This is a genomic window from Sphingobium sp. PNB (genome assembly GCF_019873065.1).
GTDB classification, from domain to species: Bacteria; Pseudomonadota; Alphaproteobacteria; order Sphingomonadales; family Sphingomonadaceae; genus Sphingobium; species Sphingobium fuliginis.
In genome coordinates this window covers 63116-81601 of the sequence record NZ_JAINEZ010000001.1, presented here as the reverse complement: position 1 = coordinate 81601, position 18486 = coordinate 63116, and the positions used below count along the sequence as shown (strand labels likewise).

At 67.8% G+C, this 18486-nt stretch carries 16 protein-coding genes; 12 read left to right on the top strand and 4 right to left on the bottom strand.

What is annotated here, in order from left to right; genetic code table 11:
- Positions 1-22 precede the first annotated feature (22 nt).
- Entirely contained in the window at positions 23-289 is a 267-nt protein-coding gene (locus tag K7W03_RS00345; RefSeq protein WP_048578136.1) for a DUF2171 domain-containing protein, read from the bottom strand.
- A gap of 299 nt (positions 290-588) precedes the next feature.
- Here K7W03_RS00345 and K7W03_RS00340 point away from each other — a divergent pair, with 299 nt between their 5' ends.
- The 10 genes from K7W03_RS00340 (at position 589) to K7W03_RS00295 (ending at position 12238) form a co-directional block, all read left to right on the top strand.
- Positions 589-1512, top strand: coding sequence for a LysR family transcriptional regulator (locus tag K7W03_RS00340; RefSeq protein WP_025547710.1), 924 nt, complete (start codon positions 589-591; stop codon positions 1510-1512).
- A gap of 120 nt (positions 1513-1632) precedes the next feature.
- The gene (locus K7W03_RS00335; RefSeq protein WP_222885194.1) at positions 1633-3597 is read left to right on the top strand and encodes a methyl-accepting chemotaxis protein; all 1965 of its coding nucleotides are present in this window, start codon (positions 1633-1635) and stop codon (positions 3595-3597) included.
- Positions 3594-5000, top strand: a complete 1407-nt coding sequence (locus K7W03_RS00330; protein WP_222885193.1) for a chemotaxis protein CheW — start codon at positions 3594-3596, stop codon at positions 4998-5000. Before K7W03_RS00335 ends, K7W03_RS00330 begins: the two co-directional genes overlap by 4 nt.
- Positions 4997-6142 carry a chemotaxis-specific protein-glutamate methyltransferase CheB gene (cheB, locus tag K7W03_RS00325; protein WP_222885192.1) on the top strand — a complete coding sequence of 382 codons (1146 nt, stop codon included), beginning with the start codon at positions 4997-4999 and terminating at the stop codon, positions 6140-6142. Before K7W03_RS00330 ends, cheB begins: the two co-directional genes overlap by 4 nt.
- Entirely contained in the window at positions 6139-6975 is an 837-nt protein-coding gene (locus K7W03_RS00320) for a CheR family methyltransferase (RefSeq protein WP_222885191.1), read from the top strand. Before cheB ends, K7W03_RS00320 begins: the two co-directional genes overlap by 4 nt.
- Complete coding sequence (locus K7W03_RS00315; RefSeq protein ID WP_222885190.1) at positions 6975-8924, top strand: chemotaxis protein CheA; 1950 nt, start codon at positions 6975-6977, stop codon at positions 8922-8924. The genes K7W03_RS00320 and K7W03_RS00315 overlap by 1 nt, the downstream gene beginning before the upstream one ends.
- Positions 8921-9166 (top strand): hypothetical protein, encoded by a 246-nt coding sequence (locus K7W03_RS00310; protein WP_222885189.1) that lies wholly within the window; start codon positions 8921-8923, stop codon positions 9164-9166. The genes K7W03_RS00315 and K7W03_RS00310 overlap by 4 nt, the downstream gene beginning before the upstream one ends.
- Before the next feature lie 81 nt (positions 9167-9247).
- Positions 9248-9631, top strand: coding sequence for a response regulator (locus K7W03_RS00305; RefSeq protein ID WP_025549511.1), 384 nt, complete (start codon positions 9248-9250; stop codon positions 9629-9631).
- Complete coding sequence (locus tag K7W03_RS00300) at positions 9628-10266, top strand: chemotaxis protein CheX (RefSeq protein WP_025549510.1); 639 nt, start codon at positions 9628-9630, stop codon at positions 10264-10266. The genes K7W03_RS00305 and K7W03_RS00300 overlap by 4 nt, the downstream gene beginning before the upstream one ends.
- Entirely contained in the window at positions 10259-12238 is a 1980-nt protein-coding gene (locus tag K7W03_RS00295) for a hybrid sensor histidine kinase/response regulator (RefSeq protein ID WP_222885188.1), read from the top strand. The genes K7W03_RS00300 and K7W03_RS00295 overlap by 8 nt, the downstream gene beginning before the upstream one ends.
- A 42-nt stretch (positions 12239-12280) precedes the next feature.
- Here the strand turns inward: K7W03_RS00295 and K7W03_RS00290 are convergent, their stop codons facing one another.
- Positions 12281-13045 (bottom strand): IclR family transcriptional regulator, encoded by a 765-nt coding sequence (locus tag K7W03_RS00290; protein WP_222885187.1) that lies wholly within the window; start codon positions 13043-13045, stop codon positions 12281-12283.
- A gap of 127 nt (positions 13046-13172) precedes the next feature.
- Between K7W03_RS00290 and K7W03_RS00285 the strand changes: the two genes are divergently transcribed.
- The gene (locus K7W03_RS00285; protein WP_061936050.1) at positions 13173-14114 is read left to right on the top strand and encodes an acetaldehyde dehydrogenase (acetylating); all 942 of its coding nucleotides are present in this window, start codon (positions 13173-13175) and stop codon (positions 14112-14114) included.
- Positions 14111-15133, top strand: a complete 1023-nt coding sequence (gene dmpG / locus K7W03_RS00280; RefSeq protein WP_048576899.1) for a 4-hydroxy-2-oxovalerate aldolase — start codon at positions 14111-14113, stop codon at positions 15131-15133. Before K7W03_RS00285 ends, dmpG begins: the two co-directional genes overlap by 4 nt.
- Before the next feature lie 83 nt (positions 15134-15216).
- On the opposite strand, the gene K7W03_RS00275 is transcribed toward dmpG, so the two are convergent.
- Both K7W03_RS00275 and K7W03_RS00270 read right to left on the bottom strand, forming a co-directional pair.
- A complete protein-coding gene (locus K7W03_RS00275) occupies positions 15217-16395 on the bottom strand; it encodes an acetyl-CoA C-acyltransferase family protein (protein WP_048576898.1) in 1179 nt (392 codons plus the stop codon).
- A complete protein-coding gene (locus K7W03_RS00270) occupies positions 16392-18479 on the bottom strand; it encodes a 3-hydroxyacyl-CoA dehydrogenase NAD-binding domain-containing protein (protein WP_222885186.1) in 2088 nt (695 codons plus the stop codon). The genes K7W03_RS00275 and K7W03_RS00270 overlap by 4 nt, the downstream gene beginning before the upstream one ends.
- Between the last annotated feature and the right edge of the window lie 7 nt (positions 18480-18486).

The following is an 18486-nucleotide window of genomic DNA, read 5'->3' as shown; positions in this document are numbered from 1 at the left end:
ATCCTCCGCTCTACGGCCTGGGTCAGTTGCCGTCGTCCATGATCGCTTCGCCGCCTTCCTCCTCCTCCAGGAGAACCGCTGCGGAACCCGAGGCCGAAAGCCGGACCTGATTCCCTTCCACCGCGGCGACCAGCCCGCCGGCAATGAAATGATGATGGTCCCCATGCGATCCGCTGTCGGCCTTGACCATCTTGATCCGGTCGCCTTCCACCTTGTCGACCGTGCCGATGTGCACGCCGTCGGCGCCGATGATGTCCATATGTTCCTTGATTGCGTTCAGCTCTGCCATGTCCGTCTCCTTCTTCCGCCCTGAACGCATGGAGCCGCGCGAGAGATGCGCCGGGCGCCGCCGACTGGCGCGCCGGAGCCACGACTTCACGCAAAACCGCCCCTCTGCCCAGATGGGCCGGCACCGGGCCGCATGCCTTCGGCACGGCCGATCGACGACGAAAGTATCGTCCCGGTCCCGATGCGGACATTGCGACGAATCTCCGGAAAGCTTACGGTTTCAGGCAAGGCCGTCTGCCCGGCCGTCGGCGGTTCAAGGTCGACGCGGCCGGAAAGTCATACTCCGGAGGTATCATCATGTTGGACATGCGCCTTCTGCGCTACTTCGTGGCCGTGGCGGACGAGGGCAATTTCAACCGCGCGGCGGAACGGCTGCACATCGCGCAGCCGCCGCTGTCGCGCGCGATCCAGCAGCTGGAGGCGCATGTCGGCGCGCCTCTGCTGGACCGCGCCAGCCGTCCGCTGCGGCTGACCGGCGTGGGGCGCCTGCTGCATGCGCAGGCGGTGCAGGTGCTGAGCCGCATGGAAGATGTGGAGGCGATGGTGAAGGCGGCGGCGACCAGCCGGCGGCGGCGGCTGGTGATCGGCTTCGTCGCCTCGACCATCTATGCGCGGCTGCCCGAATTGATCCGCGCGTTCCGCAAGGTCGCCGACAATGTCGAACTGGTCATGGTGGAAAGCACCACGCTGGACCAGATCGCCGCGCTGAAGGAAGGGCGGATCGATGTCGGGTTCGGCCGCATCCGGTTCGAGGATCCGGGCGTGCGCCGCATCATCCTGCGCGATGAAAAGCTGGTCGCCGCCTTTCCGATCGACCATCCCCTGGCAAGCGGCGAAGGGCCGATTTCGCTGCGCGAACTGGCGGACGAACCGCAGATCGTCTATCCCCGCGCGCCGCGCCCCAGCTATGCCGATCAAGTGATTTCCCTGTTCCGCGACCAGGCGATTGAGCCGCGCATCGTCCATGAAGCGCGCGAGCTTCAGATCGCCATCGGCCTCGTCGCGGCGGAGGAAGGCATGGCGATCGTCCCCGAATCGGTCCGGCGGGCGCGCAGCCACGACGTCGCCTTTCGCGAACTGGCCGAACCCGCCACGTCCCCCATCATCTTGAGCCATCGTCCCGGCGACCGCTCCCCCGAACTCGCGCTGATGACATCAGTCGTCGCCCGCAAATATGCGGAGTGGGGCTATGACGTGCCCGCCGCGCTGAGCGAGGAATCCTGAGCGGGCTGCGCGAAGCGGCGGTTCCGCCAGTCCACCCCTGCCATTTTTCACGGAGATATGGCGTGCGCCTTCCGCCTCGCTTATGCGGGTAGGAAATCGAAGCGAGGAAGAGAGTTACCCATGGCCCTGGTGAAAAAGGCTGCGCTCGGCAAGGCTGGCCGTGGCAGATCGGTCGCATCCTCTCCTGACGACCGGCCGGCAATGGACAAGTCCGTGGCCCCCATCGGGTCCAGCCCGCCCAAACGGCTCCCTGCACGGCCGGGACGCAGGCGCAAGCCCCTGACCGCGGTCGAGCGGCTCGACCAGGCGACGCAGGAACTGGCCAGCGGGTTGGGGGAATCGGCGTCCGCCGCGGCCGAACTCCAGCGCAATGTCGAGCAGATGGCGAGCGGCGCGGAGGAGGCGGCCAGCGCCGCGCAGGAGTCGCTCGGCCTCGTCGGCCATCTGCGCGCCAATTTTCGGGAAGCGAGCATCCGCGCCGCCGCATCGCGCAGCCAGACCGAAAGGCTGGAGGCGTCGTTCAAGGAAATCTCCGAACAGATCGATGCTTCCGTCGCGGCGATAGAGTTGAACGCCCGCCGCCAGCTTGGCTCGGTCACGGTGATAGAGCAGTTGGAACTGGCCGCCGCCCGCATCGGCGCGGTGGGCGACGCCATGGGCGACCTGGCCGAACAGACCGGCATGCTGGCGCTGAACGCGTCGATCGAGGCGACCCGCGCCGGGGACAGCGGCAGGGGCTTCGGCATCGTTGCCGACGAGGTTCGCGAACTGGCCGAAGCGTCGGAGGCCAGCGCGACCGACATCCGCGCGATTGCGACGGGCATCGTCGCGGAGGTCCGCGCGATTGCGGCGCGGGTCCGCGCGGCCAGCGAACGCGCCAGCGGGGAGGCGCGGAGCGGCAGCCATGTCAGCACAGCCCTGGAAGAAGCGCGGGACGCCCTCGCCACCGTTCTGGGCGGCGCGCAGGAGATCGCCGCCGCCGCCCTCCAGGCCGAGGTCGCCGCCACGGAATCGGAACGCGGGGCCGAGCAGGTCGCTAGCGCTGCGGAGGAACAGTCCGCCGCGGCGGCCGAGGCGCAGCAGGCGATAGAGCAGCAGGCCGCCTCGCTGGAGCAGAGCCAGCAGACGGCGGAAGCGCTGGCGGCGCTGAGCGGCGCGCTGGGGACGGAACGGGCCGGTTCGCAGGAGGTCGAGCAGATCGCCGTGGCCGCCGAACAATTATCCGCCACGGTGCAGGAGCTGTCGGGCGCATCCAGCCAGATCCAGATCGCCATCGAGCAGATTGCGCGCGGCGCACAGCTTCAAAGCGCCGCCACATTGCAGGCCAGCGCCGCCATGGGGCAGATCGAAACCAGCGCCACCATTGCAAAGGACAGGGCGGCCGGCGCGGTCGAAAGCCTGGACGGGCTGGTCGCGACGGTCGGGGAAGGAAGCGCGAAACTGACCGGCCTGATCGACGGCGTGGGCGCCGCCGTCGAAGACACGCGCGCCGTGCTGGACCTGCTCGGCAGGCTGAACGAAACGGCGCGGCGGGCGGAGAAGGTGGCCGACACGCTGGCGCTCGGCGCGCTCCAGACCAACATGCTGGGGGTGAGCGGCGCGGTGGAGGCGACCCGGTCCGGCGAAGCGGGCGAAGGCTTCACGACCGTCACGGCCGACATTCGGAAACTGGCGCGCAGCCTGGCCGCCAATGCCGAAGAAGGCAAGGATGTCGTGCGCGCCATCCAGGAAGGCATTCAGATCGCGCAGCGCACGCTCGACCAGATCGCCGCGGCGGGGGAGACGGAAACGACGCGCAACGAAGCGCTGCTTGCCCGCTTCGCCGGCATGGCTGCGGAGCTGAACGCGACCCGCGCCGACAATGGCGTGATCCTCGATGGCGCGGAGGCGATACAGCACGCCGCGCGAGAGGTGCGAAGCGGCTGCGAGCAGATCGCCAAGGCGGCCGAACTGGCGGCCGAAGCAGCGCGGGAGGCGGGCGCTGCCGCTCACCAGCAGGCGCAGAGCGCGGAAATGCTGGCTGCGGCCATTGAAGACATCGCCTCTCTCGCCGCCTCGCTCAACAGCGGAGAGTCCGGCGCATGACGGCGGGCGACCGGCTCGTCTTCCGTGCCGGTGACAGGCGCTATGCCGTGGCGGCGGGCCGCGTGCGCGAACTCGCCCGATTGCCGCGGCTGACGCCGGTTCCACTGGCGCCGCCGGGTCTGCTGGGGCTGGGCAATGTGCGGGGAGAGACGATCGCGGTGCTTTCCCCGGCCGCGATGACCGGCGGCGAAGCGCTGGGCGCGGCGCGCCATTTGCTGGTGCTGGGGGGCAGCGATCCCATCGCCCTGGCCATCGATGCGGTGGAAAGGTCCGACGGGGACGAGGCGGGCAGGATCGAGGATTTCCCCCTCGACCAATGGATCGCACAGGCCTTTCCCCTGCGCGCGAGTGCGCGACGCGCCACCGCAGGCGGCGCCATGGCACGACCTGTCCGGCACGCCATGCGGGACGACCGGCTGGCGCTGCTGCGCGTGGCGATAGGCGATCAGAGCTTCGCCCTGCCCCTGGAGGAGGTTGCGCAAGTGCTGCGCATGCCGCGCGACGTGGCGCTGCTCCCCGGCGCGGATGCAGCCGTGGTGGGGACGATCCGCTGGCGCGACCGGTCGCTGGGCGTGCTGTCGCTCGCGGCGCTGCTGGGCCTTGCCGGCGATGAGGGGGCGGAGACGGACCGTGCCCGGCGCCGCATCGTCGTGGTGACGCTCGGCGGGCAGGATCTGGGACTGCTGGTCGATCATGTCGAAGGACTTTTGCGCGTGTCGCCCGGGCGGATCGACAGCCTGCCCACCGCCCTGTTGCGGACGGAGGGCGAGGCGCGGATCAGCGCCATTTGCCGTCCGGAGGGCGGCGGCCGGCTGGTGTCGATCCTGGCGGTCGACGAACTGCTGCGTGATCCCGCCGCGCGCCTGCCGGTGACGAAGGATCAGCGAACCGGCAAAGCCGCGCCTGCATCCTCGCCCTCCAGCCAGCGGATGTCCCTGCTGCTCGTCCGCATCGGTCCCCATGACCTTGCCCTGCCGGTCGGGGCCATCGACAAGGTGATGGGGCCGCCGGAGCGGCTGACCACGCTGCCCGGGGCGCCGCCGTGGCTGGCGGGCCTGGCGGCGGCTGGCGGCGAACCGCTCGCGGCGGTCGATCAAGTCATGCGTCTGACGGGTTCCCCGGCCAGCGGAGCGCGGCGACGGCTGATCGTGCTCCGCACCGACGGCCGGCGCGTCGGCTTTCTGGTCGACGAAGCGCGCACCGTCCTTGCCGTCGAACGCAGCATGCTCGTTCCCGCACCCCTTCCCGATGCGCTGGCCGATGGGATTTTCGGAGAGGTGCTGCACGCTTCGGACGGTGGCGGCAGAACGCTGCTCGTCGTCCAGCCGGCAGCGTTGCTTTCTTCAGCCGAGCAAGCCCTTATGGCCGAAATCGCCCGCCGCCAGCCGACGCCAGCGCCATGATCCGACTGCTGATCGTCGACGACAGCCCATTGATGCGGCAGCTTCTGACCGAAATCTTCGCAGAAGCCGGGGATTTCGAGACAGGCACGGCCCGCAACGCCGACGAAGCCCTGACACAGCTCAGCGCGTTCCAGCCCGATGTCGTGACGCTGGACATTCACATGCCCGGAATGGACGGGCTCGCCTGCCTGGACCGCATCATGGTCGAGCGGCCCACACCGGTCGTCATGCTGTCCTCCCTCACCGAAGCCGGGGCGGACGAGACGCTGGAAGCGCTGGCGCTGGGCGCGGTCGATTTCATTCCCAAGCCGCGGGGACCGCTGTCGATCGAGATCGAAGGAATCGCGGCCACGCTTGTCGCCAAGGTCCGCGAGGCCGCCAGCGCCCGCATCCCGCGCAGCGCCCGGCTGACCGAGCGGGTCCGGCGGCGCGCCGCCGCCACGCGCCTTGCGGGCGGCTCCGCTGCTCCCGTCCGCCCGTCCATGCCCAGACGGGCCGCGACAGCCATTCCACCCCGCAAGCGGCCCGCCCGCCTTCCTTCGCACGGGAAAGCCGAGGCGCTTTCAGGGATAGAGGCGGTGCTGGTGGGCGTCTCCACCGGTGGGCCGTCGGCGCTGGACGCGCTGCTCGGTCCGCTGCCTGCCGACTTCCCCTGGCCCATCGTCATCGCCCAGCACATGCCGTCCAGCTTCACCGGGCCGCTGGCCCGCCGCCTCGACCGGGGATGCGCCATCGCGGTGGAGGAGGTGCGGCAGCCCCGCCCCCTTCGCCCCGGCACCGCCTATATCGGGCGGGGAGACGCGGACCTGATCTTCTCCCGCCGGGATGGCGTGCCCCAGATACTGGCCGCCCCGATGCGGGCGGATCGGCTATGGCATCCCAGCGCGGACCGGCTGGTCGAAAGCGCGCGGGCGCTGTTCCCGCCACGGGCGCTGGTCGCCGTGCTGATGACAGGCATGGGGCATGACGGGGCGGAGGCGATGGCCGCCCTCCACCGGGACGGCGGCCATGTGCTGGCGCAGGACGAGGCAAGCTCGGTCGTCTGGGGCATGCCCGGCGCGCTCGTTGCGGCGGGCGGCGCCGATCTGGTCCTGCCGCTGGAAGAACTGGCGGCGCAGCTCCTCGCCTGGGCGCAGGGATGACGCAGGTGCCCGAAACGCTGCTTGCGGGATCGTCGCTGACGCGGCTGACGGCGCTGCTCTACCGCCTGACCGGCATGAAGTTCGACGAGAAGAAGCGCTTCTACCTCGAACGCCGGGTCGCGCACCGCATGGACCGGACCGCGACAACCGACATCGCCCGCTACCTCCTGCTGCTGGAGCGCGATGCGCACGAGCGGCAGATGCTGATCAACGCCGTCACCATCAACGAGACCTATTTCTTCCGGGAGGAGCATCAGCTCACCGCGCTGGCGGACGAGATCCTGCCCAGGATCGCCGCGGAAAAGCGGCCCGGCGACCTGATCCGCATCTGGTCCCTTCCCTGCTCGACCGGGGAGGAAGCCTATTCGATCGCGCTCTGGCTGCTGGAGCGATGGCCGCTGGTCGACGCCTATCATGTCGAAATCGTCGGGTCGGACATCGACACCCACGCGCTCGATGCCGCGCGGGACGGCCAATATGGGGCGCGCGCCCTCGCCCGGCTGCCGGCGGACATGCTCGCGGCCTATTTCGAACGCGAGCATCAGCACCGCCGACGGATCGTCCAGGACCTGCGCGAATCCGTGCTCTTCACCCAGGCGAACCTGAACGATGCGGCTTCGGTGGCGAACCAGGGCCGCTTCGACATCGTGCTTTGCCGCAACCTGCTCATTTATTTCGACGACGAATCGCGCATCGCCGCCGCCCGGCATCTGCACGAGGCGCTTCTTCCCGGCGGCTATCTCCTGCTCGGCCATAGCGAATCCATGGCCCGGATCGACGAGCGCTTCGATCTGGTTCGCTTGCGCCAGGCAATCGTCTATCGTCGGCGCTGATGGACGAGCTGCTTCAACAATTCCTGCTCGAAGGACGCGATCTGGTGGCGGATGCGCATGCCGCCTTGGTGGCGCTCGGCCGCGACGCACGGGATCGCCCGGCGCTCGACCGGCTGTTCCGCGCCACCCATACGCTCAAGGGGTCGGTCGCCCTGTTCGACATGGCGCCGGCGGAACGGCTGCTCCACGTCGCAGAGGCCCGACTCGAAGGTGCGAGGAAAGGCGACGGGGCGTTGGACGAAGCCATGCTCGACCTGTTGATGCAGGCGATCGACCAGACCGACCGCTGGATCGACGCCATGGAGGGCGCCGCTTCCCTGGACGCCGACGCCGCCGGCCTTTCGGACCGCCTGATCGCCCTGATCGCAGGGGACGGGGAAACCGGTGAAGCTGACCTCCCCCTGCCTGTCTCACCCCGGGTCGCGGCTGATCAGGACTGGATCGCCGCCCTGCGCAGCCGCGCCGAACTGGCCATGGTCGACCCCGGCCGGGCGAGAACGGCCTTCCGCTATACCCCCGATCCCGACTGCTTCTTCCGGGGCGAGGACCCGCTGTCCATGGTCGAGAATGTGCCGCAATTGCTGGGCATCGCCATATTGCCCGCCGGCGATGCCTGGCCGGACCTCGCCGCCTGCGAGCCGTTCCGCTGCATGGCCGCCATAGAGGGGTTGAGCGCCGCCGACGAAGCGCAGGTGCGCGCCGCGTTCCGGCTGGCGCCCGATCAGATTGCGGTCGCGCCGTTCAATCCGTCTCCAGCGGCAAGCGATTCTGCCCCCTATGCCACCGAACTTGCGGCCACGCTCAGGGTCGAGGCGGTCCGGCTCGACCGGCTGGCCGACCAGAGCGGCGAACTTGCCGTCGCGATCCGTGCGCTGCAACCGATAGCGGCCCGCCTGCGCGCCATCGATCCGCTGCTCGCCGCCGAACTCCGTGCCGCGGAGGACGAGATCGCCCGCGTCGCCGGACAGCTCCAGCGCTCGGTCGCGCAGGTGAGGCTTGTGTCGCTCGAACCCGTGCTGCGCCGCCTGCCGCGGCTGGCGCGGGAGGCCGCGGCCATGGTGGACAAGGCGATCCGCTTCACCATCGAGGGGGAGACGGCGCAGGTCGACAAGCAACTGGCCGACCAGTTGTTCGAACCCCTGCTCCATCTGGTGCGCAACGCCGTCGACCACGGGCTGGAGCCGGCCGGGCAGAGGGTGGCCAGCGGGAAACCCGCCGAAGGGCGGATCGGGCTTGCCGTCCGGCAGGATGGCGGCCATATCTCCATCGTCCTGACCGATGACGGGCGCGGGATCGATCCGCAGGCGATGCGGGCGGCAGCCGTCGCCAAGGGCCTGATGAGCGGCGAGGCGGCGGCCGCGCTCAGCGACGCGGAAGCCTTGCATATCGTCTTCCTCCCCGGTTTTTCCACCGCCGAAAGCGCGACCATGCTGTCGGGCCGGGGTGTCGGCATGGACGCCGTGCGGGTGGCCGTCGAACGGCTGGCGGGGACCATCGCGATCCAGAGCGATGTCGGCCGGGGCACGCGCATCACCCTGCGCCTGCCGGCCAATGCGATCACGACTCCGCTTCTGGTCGTCGCGGCGGGGGACCGTCAGCTCGGCGTCAGGCTGGACCAGATCGTTGAAACCGCGCGGATCGACGCCAGCGCGGTCCAGCCGGTCGGTCAGGCGCATGCCTGCATATTGCGGGACAGGACCGTGCCCGTGCTGGACCTGGCGGCGCTGCTGGGGCTGGAACCCACGAGCGGCGCGCTTGCCCGGCTGGTGGTGACCGATGCCGGACCCTGCCGCACCGCGCTGCGCGTGGCTGCCTTCGGGGAGCGGTTCGACGCCGTCGTGCGCGAAAGCACGGGATTGCTGGCCGCCATGCCCGCCGTGGCGGGTACGGCGATGATGTCCGACGGCAGCGTGCTGCTGGTGCTGGACCTGCCGGAGCTGGTGGCATGAGCGTGGTCGTGGAGGAGGACCGGATCATCCTCTCTGGCGCTGCGACGGTGGAGGACGCCGAACCGCTGCTGGCCGCGCTGCTGGAGCATCCCCATCACAGGATCGACATCGCCGGGCTGGCGCGGGCGCATCTTGCCGTGGTGCAGTTGGTCCTCGCCGCCGGCCGGCCCGTCATCGGCCCGCCCGAAAGCCCGTTCCTGCGGGAAATCGCCTTTGCATCGCCAATGCGGATCAAGGTGTAACAATTTCATATCTGCGATTGCGGTTCCTTCCTATAGAAGAAGCTGAAGGCCCGACCGGGTCGAGATTGAGTGGAGTCATGAATGCCCGTTACCGTGTTGATCGTGGACGACAGCAAACTCGCGCGGATCGTCGCGGGAAAGGCATTGGCGGAACTTCAGCCCGACTGGCAGAAAATCGAGGCCGGCAGCGGGGCGCAGGCGCTGGAACTGCTGGGCAAGGAGCGGATCGAAGTCGCTCTCATCGATTTCAACATGACCGAACAGGATGGGCTGGAACTTGCAGGTGAGATACGCGCTTTGAGGCCGGACATGCCGATCGCGATCATCACCGCCAACATCCAGGACGAGATCATCGCGCAGGCGCGGGCGATCGGCGCCGCCTTCATCGCCAAGCCCGTCACCAGCGAGGGCCTTGCCGGCTTCCTGACCGGCGCTGCGCTCAAGCTGAGGTCCAGCCAGGAATGATAACGGGCCACGTCGCGCTGAGCGAACTCGAACAGGACGCCCTGACCGAGATCGTGAATATCGGCGTGAGCCGCGCCGCCTCTTCCTTGAGGAAGATGATCGGGGACCAGGTCGTCCTGTCCGTCCCTTCGGTGGAGGTCGTGAGCCAGCGCCGCGCCGCCCGCCTGATCAGCGAGCGCGAAGTGGTCGACCTGATCGCGGTGCGGCAGGATTTTTCGGGTCCCTTTTGCGGGCGGGCCTTGCTGATCTTCCCCGAAACGAACAGCCTGGAGCTGGTTCGGGCGGTGACGGGCGGCGCCCTTTCGGCCGAGGAAGCGGTCGAGATGGAGCAGGAGGCGCTGGCCGAGACGGGCAACATCATCCTCAACAGCTGCCTTGCGACCATGGCCAACATGCTCAAGCGGTCGCTGTCCATGACCATCCCCGAAGTGCTGCGGGGCAATGGCGCGACCCTGTTCGAAATCGACGAAACGACAGGGTCGGAAGGGCTGGTCCTCTTTCTCTACATCGACTTTGCGGTGCGCCAGCGCGACATTCGCGGCTATATCGCGATGCTGATGGACATTCCTTCGCTCGCCACGCTCAAGCAGTTGCTCGACGAGTTCATCTCGCGCATCGTGGGCGAGGATGGCTGACGAAGCGATCATCGGAAACGCGGATCAATTGCGCGCCGTGCTCGCGGCGGCGGGGGCCAGCGGCGCCTGGGACTGGGACATCGTCCGGGACCGGCTGACCGTCGATGCCCGTTTTGCCGAGCTGTACGGATTGGGCGCCGATGCCGCCGACCAGCCATTGCCGACCGCCGCCTTCTTCCGCGCCATCCATCCGGAGGATCGCGCCCGCATCCGCATCGCGGTCGCTGGCATGCTGGCGGGCTCCGAATTCTTCTCCAAGGAATTCCGCATCATCGCTCCGGACGGTGCGATATTATGGATGCACGGCCGGGGCCGGAGCCAGCTTGACGATCAGGACGAGCCGATACGTTTCACCGGGCTGCTGGTCGATGTGACCGACCGCAAGCGCACGGAGGAGCGGCTCCGCATCGCGCAGAGCGCCGGCGGGATCGGCACGTTCGAATATCGGGACGGCTTTGCGACAGTGTCGGTCTCCAGCGAATTCTGCCGGCTGCTCGGCCTCCACCCCGCCGACCGGCTGCCGGTCAGGACGATCAACGCGGTCGTGTGCGAGGACGAGGAGCCGTTGATACCCGAAGACGGTGCGGAACCTGCCAGCATCGACAGCGTGTTCCGCATCCGCCGCAGCGACGATGGCGCGGACCGATGGATCGCCCGCCGTGGCGAGGCGATTCGCGACAGCGAGGGTAGCGGTTACCGGCTGCTGGGCGTCATCTATGACGTGACCGATGCGAAGCTTCAGGAAACGCGGCTGCGCGAATTGAACGACACGCTGGAGCAGCGCGTCGCGCAGGAGATAGACGAACGCCTGCGGGCGGAGGATGCGCTCCGCCAGGCGCAGAAGATGGAGGCCGTCGGCCAGCTTACCGGTGGCATCGCGCATGATTTCAACAATCTGCTGACCATCATCACCGGCAGCGTCGACATGGCGCTGCGGCGGCTCGACAATTCGGCCGATCCCAGGGTGGGCCGGGCGCTGGACAATGCCATGCGCGGTGCGGAAAGGGCAGCGGCGCTGACCCAGCGCCTGCTTGCCTTCTCCCGCCGGCAGCCGCTCGACCCCCGTGCCGTGGAGGTGCCCCGCCTGCTGGCCGGCATGTCGGACCTGCTCACCCGCACCATCACCGAAGCGGTCGCCATCGCCATCGAGGCGCCGGACGACGTCTGGACCATAGAGGCCGATCCGCACCAGCTTGAAAATGCGATCCTCAACCTGGCCGTGAACGCCCGCGACGCCATGCCGCAGGGCGGATCGCTGACCATCGCCGCGGGCAACCGGCAGGTCGCCGCGCACCAGAGCGACGAAAGCCATGTCAGTCCCGGCGATTATGTGGCGATCACGGTAAGCGACAACGGCACCGGCATGGACGCGGACACCCTGACCAAGGTGTTCGATCCCTTCTTCACCACCAAGGAGGTCGGGAAGGGCACGGGCCTTGGCCTGTCCATGGTCTATGGCTTCGCCAAGCAATCCGGCGGCAGCGTGCTGATCGACTCGGCATTGGGGGAAGGCACGACCGTGACGCTGCTGCTGATGCGCAGCGTCCAGAGCGCGGAACCGCCCGCCGATGCGATGGACGAGCGCGAACCCTTCGGCAGCGCGTCGGAAACGATCCTGGTTGTCGAAGATGACGACGATGTTCGCGCCTATACGGTGGGAACGCTGCGCGAGCTGGGTTATCGGGTGGTGGAGGCGCATGACGGTGCCTCCGCCCTTGCCCTGCTGGACAAGCAGGACCAGCCGATCAAGCTGCTGATCACGGACGTCGTCATGCCCCGCATGTCGGGCAGCGAACTCGCCGCTGCGGCCCGCGCCCGGCAGCCCAGGCTGCGCATCCTCTACACATCGGGTTATCCCAGGGATGCGATCATGCGCGACGGACGGCTGGACAGCGGCGTCGAACTGCTGGCCAAGCCCTTCACCTTCCGCAGCCTGGCGGAACGGGTACGCGAGATCATCGACAAGGGCTAGGACGCGCTGCGTCGAACGCGGGCGCAGGTCATCGGTGGCGCCTCATTCCGCTGCGTTGAACGCCACCTGCTCGATCTCCCGCGCCGTGGCGTGCAGCAGTTCGATCACCTCGTCATGCCCGATCTTCCTCGCGCTCAGCGACTGCGATATGGATATGGCGGCGGGCACCATGCCGTCCGGCCTTCGGATCGGAACGGCCGCGCAGGTCAGGTCTTCGGCAATTTCTCCATCGTCGATCGCATATCCCTGCCGCGCCACCAGATCGAGCTCGCATGCCAGGGCGCCGGCATCGACGATGGTGCGCGGGGTAAGGGCGACGAAGGGGCCGTTGGCGAGATAGGCGTCCCGCTCGCCGCGGGGAAGATGGGCCAGCAGCACCTTGCCCATGCCGGAGCAATAGGCCTCCAACTGCATTCCCACCCGCGTGAACAGTCCTGCCGCCCCCTGGCCGATCTTCAGGCGATAGGTGACCATGTCATTTTCCAGCGTCCCCAGCTGCACGATCGTCCGCGCCTTCACGGCCAGCCGGTGCATGGCGGGCGCGGCGACGTTGACGATCAACTGCTTTTCGTCGAGCCGCTGCAAGAGCCGCAGCAGCCGCGCCCCGGCGACATGCCGTCCGCGCCCGACCGGCGTCAGATACCCTTCCTCGACCAGCGTCGTCACCTGCCGGTGGGCCGTCGCCACGGGCATGTCGATGGACCGCGCCAGCGCGGAAACGCTGTTCTGCCCGCCATCGGCCACAACCTCCTCCAGCATGGCCAGGGTCCGCTTGAGCGAACTGATTTGCGGCGTCCTGTTTCTCATGATGTGAGAAGATCACAGCTTGGCCCGGTGGCGTCAAGTACAAAGCTCCCTTATTCTCATGCGCTGTGAGGCGGGCCGTACCCGGCGCCGGCGACATGCGTTTCCTTTACGAAAAGGCTTGAAGGATATGGCCAAAACCAAGGTTGCGATCATCGGATCGGGAAATATCGGCACCGACCTGATGATAAAGATCATGCGTCTTTCGGAGACGCTGGAAATGGGTGCCTTCGTCGGCATCGATCCGGAATCGGACGGGCTGAAGCGCGCCGCCCGCATGGGCGTGCCCATCACGGCGGAGGGCATTGACGGCCTGATCGCGCTGGAGGGTTTCAAGGACATCGCCATCGTGTTCGACGCGACGTCGGCAGGCGCGCACAAGCGGCACAATGAACTGCTCCAGGCGCATGGCAAGCGGGTGGTCGACCTGACGCCCGCGGCCATCGGCCCCTACACCATTCCGCCCGTCAACGGCGAAACCAACCTGGACGCGTCGAACGTCAACATGGTGACCTGCGGCGGCCAGGCGACCATCCCCATCGTCCATGCCGTCAACCGCGTCGCGAAGGTGCATTATGGCGAGATCGTCGCCTCCATCGCCTCCAAGAGCGCAGGTCCCGGCACGCGCGCCAATATCGACGAATTCACCGAGACCACCAGCCAGGCGATCGTCGACGTCGGCGGGGCGAGCCGCGGCAAGGCCATCATCATCCTCAACCCCGCCGAGCCGCCGCTGATCATGCGCGACACCGTTTATTGCCTGTGCGACGACGCCAGCCAGGACGAGATCCGCGCCAGCATCGACCGCATGGTGGCCGAAGTGCAGACCTATGTGCCGGGATACCGGCTGAAGCAGGCGGTGCAGTTCGAACATATCGGATCGAACCGTCCCCTGCGCATTCCGGAGATGGACGGGGAATTCACGGGCCTCAAGGTCAGCGTCTTCCTGGAGGTCGAGGGAGCCGCCCATTACCTGCCCGCCTATGCCGGCAATCTCGACATCATGACCTCGGCCGCGTTGCGCACCGCCGAAAAGATCGCCGTCCGCATGCATGAAGGAGCCGTCGCATGACCTTCGATCCGACCCAGACCAAGCTCTACATCCAGGACGTCACGCTGCGCGACGGCATGCATGCCGTCCGTCACCAATATAGCATCGACCATGTGCAGAAGATCGCCCGGGCGCTGGACGACGCCAAGGTCGACGCCATCGAGGTCGCCCATGGCGACGGCCTTAGCGGGTCGTCCTTCAACTATGGTTTCGGCGCACATACCGACCATGACTGGATCGCCGCCGTGGCGGACGTGCTGGAACATAGCGTCCTGACGACGCTGCTGCTGCCCGGCATCGGCACGGTGCACGATCTGAAGCATGCCTATGATCTGGGCGTGCGGTCGGTGCGCATCGCCACCCATTGCACGGAGGCGGATGTTTCGAAGCAGCATATCGAGGCGGCGCGCAACCTGGGCATGGACGTGTCCGGCTTCCTGATGATGAGCCACATGACCGATCCGGATGCGCTGGCGCAGCAGGCCAAGCTGATGGAAGATTATGGCGCGCACTGCGTCTATGTCACCGACAGCGGCGGCGCACTCAACATGGAGCAATATGCGGCGCGGCTTCAGGCCTATGATCGCGTGCTGAAGCCCGAGACGCAGCGTGGCGTGCACGCCCACCATAATCTTTCGCTGGGCGTCGCCAATTCCATCGTCGCCGTGCAGAACGGCGCGGTCCGCGTCGACGCCAGCTTGGCCGGCATGGGAGCCGGCGCCGGCAATGCGCCGCTGGAGGTGTTCATTGCCGCAGCGGACCGCTATGGCTGGAACCATGGCTGCGATCTCTATGCGTTGATGGACGCCGCCGAAGAACTGGTCCGCCCCCTGCAGGACCGGCCGGTGCGCGTGGACCGCGAAACGCTGACCCTGGGTTATGCGGGCGTCTATTCCAGCTTCCTGCGCCATGCGGAAAAGGCGGCGCAGGACTATGGCCTCGACACGCGCAGCATCCTTGCGGAAGTGGGCCGTCGCAAGATGGTCGGCGGTCAGGAGGATATGATCGTCGACGTCGCGCTGGATCTCAGCGCGAAATAAGCGGCGGGGCGGCTCCGCCCCTTCGCCCGTAAGCAAGCCCCTGGCCTGACGGTTCTTCCGTCAGGCCAGGGGCGAGCCAGGCCTCACACCCGTTCCCAGATAGCCGCGATGCCCTGGCCGCCGCCTATGCACATGGTCGTCAGACCCAGGCGGCCGCCGGTGCGCTGCAGTTCATAGACCAGCTTGGTGGTGATGATCGCGCCCGTCGCCCCCACCGGATGGCCCAGCGAAATGCCGCTGCCATTGGGATTGACCCTTGCCGGATCGAAGCCCAGCTCCCGCGAGACGGCGCAAGCCTGCGCCGCAAAGGCTTCGTTGGATTCGATCACGTCCAGATCGCCCACGCCGATCCCCGCCCGCTCCAGCGCCTTGCGCGTGGCGGGCACCGGGCCGATGCCCATATAGGCCGGATCGACCCCCGCATGGCCATAGGCGACCAGTCGCGCGAGCGGCTTCAATCCCTGCGCCTTCACCGCCTCCCCGCTTGCCAGCACCACGGCGGCGGCGCCGTCGTTGATCCCCGACGCATTGCCGGCCGTCACTGTCCCATCCTTCTGGAAGACGGGCTTCAGCTTGCTGAAATCCTCCGGGGCCGCATCGGCGCGCACGAATTCGTCGGTGTCGAACGGCACCGGCTTGCGCCGCACCGTCACCTCCACCGGCACGATCTGCTCCCTGAAATAGCCCTGCGCGATGGCGTTCGCCGCCCGCTTCTGGCTTTCATAGGCGAGCGCGTCCTGGTCTTCCCGCGAAATGCCGTAGCGGGCAGCGACATTCTCCCCCGTGACGCCCATATGGATGCCGTGGAAGGGATCGGTCAGCGCGCCGGTCAACCCGTCCTGCACCACCGCATCGCCCATCTTCTGGCCCCAGCGGGCGGCGGGCAGGAAATAAGGCGCGCGGCTCATGATCTCCACGCCCGCGCCCAGCGCGATGTCGCAGTCACCGAGCATGATCGACTGGGCTGCGGTAAGGATCGCCTGCAAACCCGATCCGCAGAGGCGGTTGACGCTGTGCGCCGGAGTTTCCTGCGGAATGCCCGCGCCGATCGCCGCTATGCGCGCGGCATAGGCGTCGCGCGGCTCGCAAGGGATGACATTGCCCAGTACGACATTGCCGATCAGGCTTGCGTCGAGCCCCGCGCGCTCGATCGCCGCCCGCGCCACATGCGCACCCAGTTCGCCCGGCTTCTGATCCTTGAGCGAGCCGCCGAAGCTGCCGATGGCCGTCCGCGCCGCCGATACCAGAAAGACATCCGTCATATGCTGTTCCTGTCCTGAATGTTGAGATCCCCGAAGCGCCCACCCTCGGCAGCGAGCCGCTCGATCAGCGGGGCGGGCGTCCATGCCCAGCCGTTACGGCCGGCGGCAAGGGCGCGAAGCCGGTCCAGAACGGTGGACAAGCCCATGATGTCGGCCTGGAACATCGGTCCGCCGCGTTCGCGGCCGAAGCCATAGCCATGGATGTAGATCATGTCGACGTCGACGGGACGATAGGCGATTCCTTCCTCCACGATCCGCGCGCCTTCATTGACCAGGGCCAGCAGGCAACGGCCGACGATTTCCTCATCGCTGATCGCGCGCCGCTCAAGGCCTGTCTCGGCGGAGTAATCCTCGATCAGCCTTGTGATTTCCGGATCGGTTTCCGCCGTCCGGCCATCCGGATAGGCGTAGATGCCCTTGCCCGTCTTCTGTCCGAACCGCCCCAGTTCACAGATGCGGTCTATCACGCCCGAATAGGGCCGGTCGGGCTGTTCCGCCATACGGCGCTTGCGGATCGCCCAGCCGATGTCCTGTCCAGCCAGATCCATCGTCCGGCACGGTCCCATCGCCATGCCCCACCGCTCCATGGCGGCGTCGATCTGCTGCGGCAGCGCGCCTTCCTCCAGCATGAACCAGACCTGGCGCAGATATTCCTCGAACATGCGGTTGCCGATGAAGCCGTCGCACACGCCCGACACGACGCCGACCTTGCCGATCCGCTTGCCCAGCGCCATCGCGGTCGCCAGCACATCCGGCGCGGTTTCCCTGCCGCGAACCACTTCCAGCAACCGCATGATATTGGCGGGCGAGAAGAAATGCAGGCCGACGACCCGCGACGGATCGGCCACCAGCGCGGCGATGGCGTCGAGGTCGAGCGTCGATGTGTTGCTCGCCAATATCGCATCCGGCCGGGCGATCGCATCGAGCGCGGAAAAAACCTGCTTCTTGACGCCCATATCCTCGAACACCGCCTCGATCACCAGATCGGCATCCGCGAGCGCCTCCAGTTCGGTCGCCGCCGTGAAGGCGGCGATGCGCGCATCGGCCACGTCCTGACCGATCCTGCCCTTCTCCACATCGCGCTGGATCGTCTTGCAGATGGTGGCTTCCGCCTTGGCGAGCGCCTCGGGCCGCAGTTCGGCCATCGTTACGGGCAGGCCCGCATTCAACAGCGCAAGCGCGATGCCCGTGCCCATCAGGCCGCCGCCCACAACACCGACATGACCGACGTCACGGGGGCGCACGTCCGGCGCCAATCCGGGAATGCGCGCCACAGTCCGCTCCCCGAAAAATGCGTGACGCAGGCCGCGAGAGGCCTCGGAGCGCAGCAATTCCCCGAACAGCGCCGCTTCCAGGGCCAAACCGGCGGCCAGATCGCCGGACAGCGCCGCGACGCAATCGACGATCCGGGCAGGCGCCTGGCTCAGCCCGGCCCGCAGCTTCGCCCGGCGCGACGCGACGGCCCCGGCGAGGTCGGCAGGCACCGGCAGCGTGCCCGTACGGCGCAGCGGAGGCACGTTGCGCGCCACCTCCAGCGCCGCCTCCACAACATCGCCGTCCACCAACTGATCGACCAGTCCCGCCGACAATGCGCGCTCCGCCGTCACGGGCTTGCCCGACAGCATCATGTCGAGCGCGGCGCCTGCCCCGATCAGGCGCGGCAGGCGCTGCGTACCGCCCGCGCCGGGCAGCAGGCCCAGCGTCACTTCGGGCAGGCCAAGGCGGCTTCCCGCCTGGGCAACGCGGTAGTGGCCCGCCATGGCCAGTTCCAGGCCACCACCCAGCGCCATGCCGTGGATCGCCATGATCACCGGCTTGCCGCACGCCTCGACCGTCGCAATCAGATGCCGCAGCCGGTCGACCTGCTCGGGATCGCCATCGAAATCGCCGATGTCGGCGCCGCCACAGAACATCCGGCCGGCGCCGGCGATCACGATGGCGCGGCAGGCGGGATCGCTCGCCGCTTCCCCGACTTTCGCCCCCAGTTCCTCGACAAAGCCGTTGCCCACCGAAAGGGCATTTACCGGTCCGTTGGACAGGCGCAGGACAATGGTCGCACCCGCCCGGGTCATCTCGATGGCCATGATGATC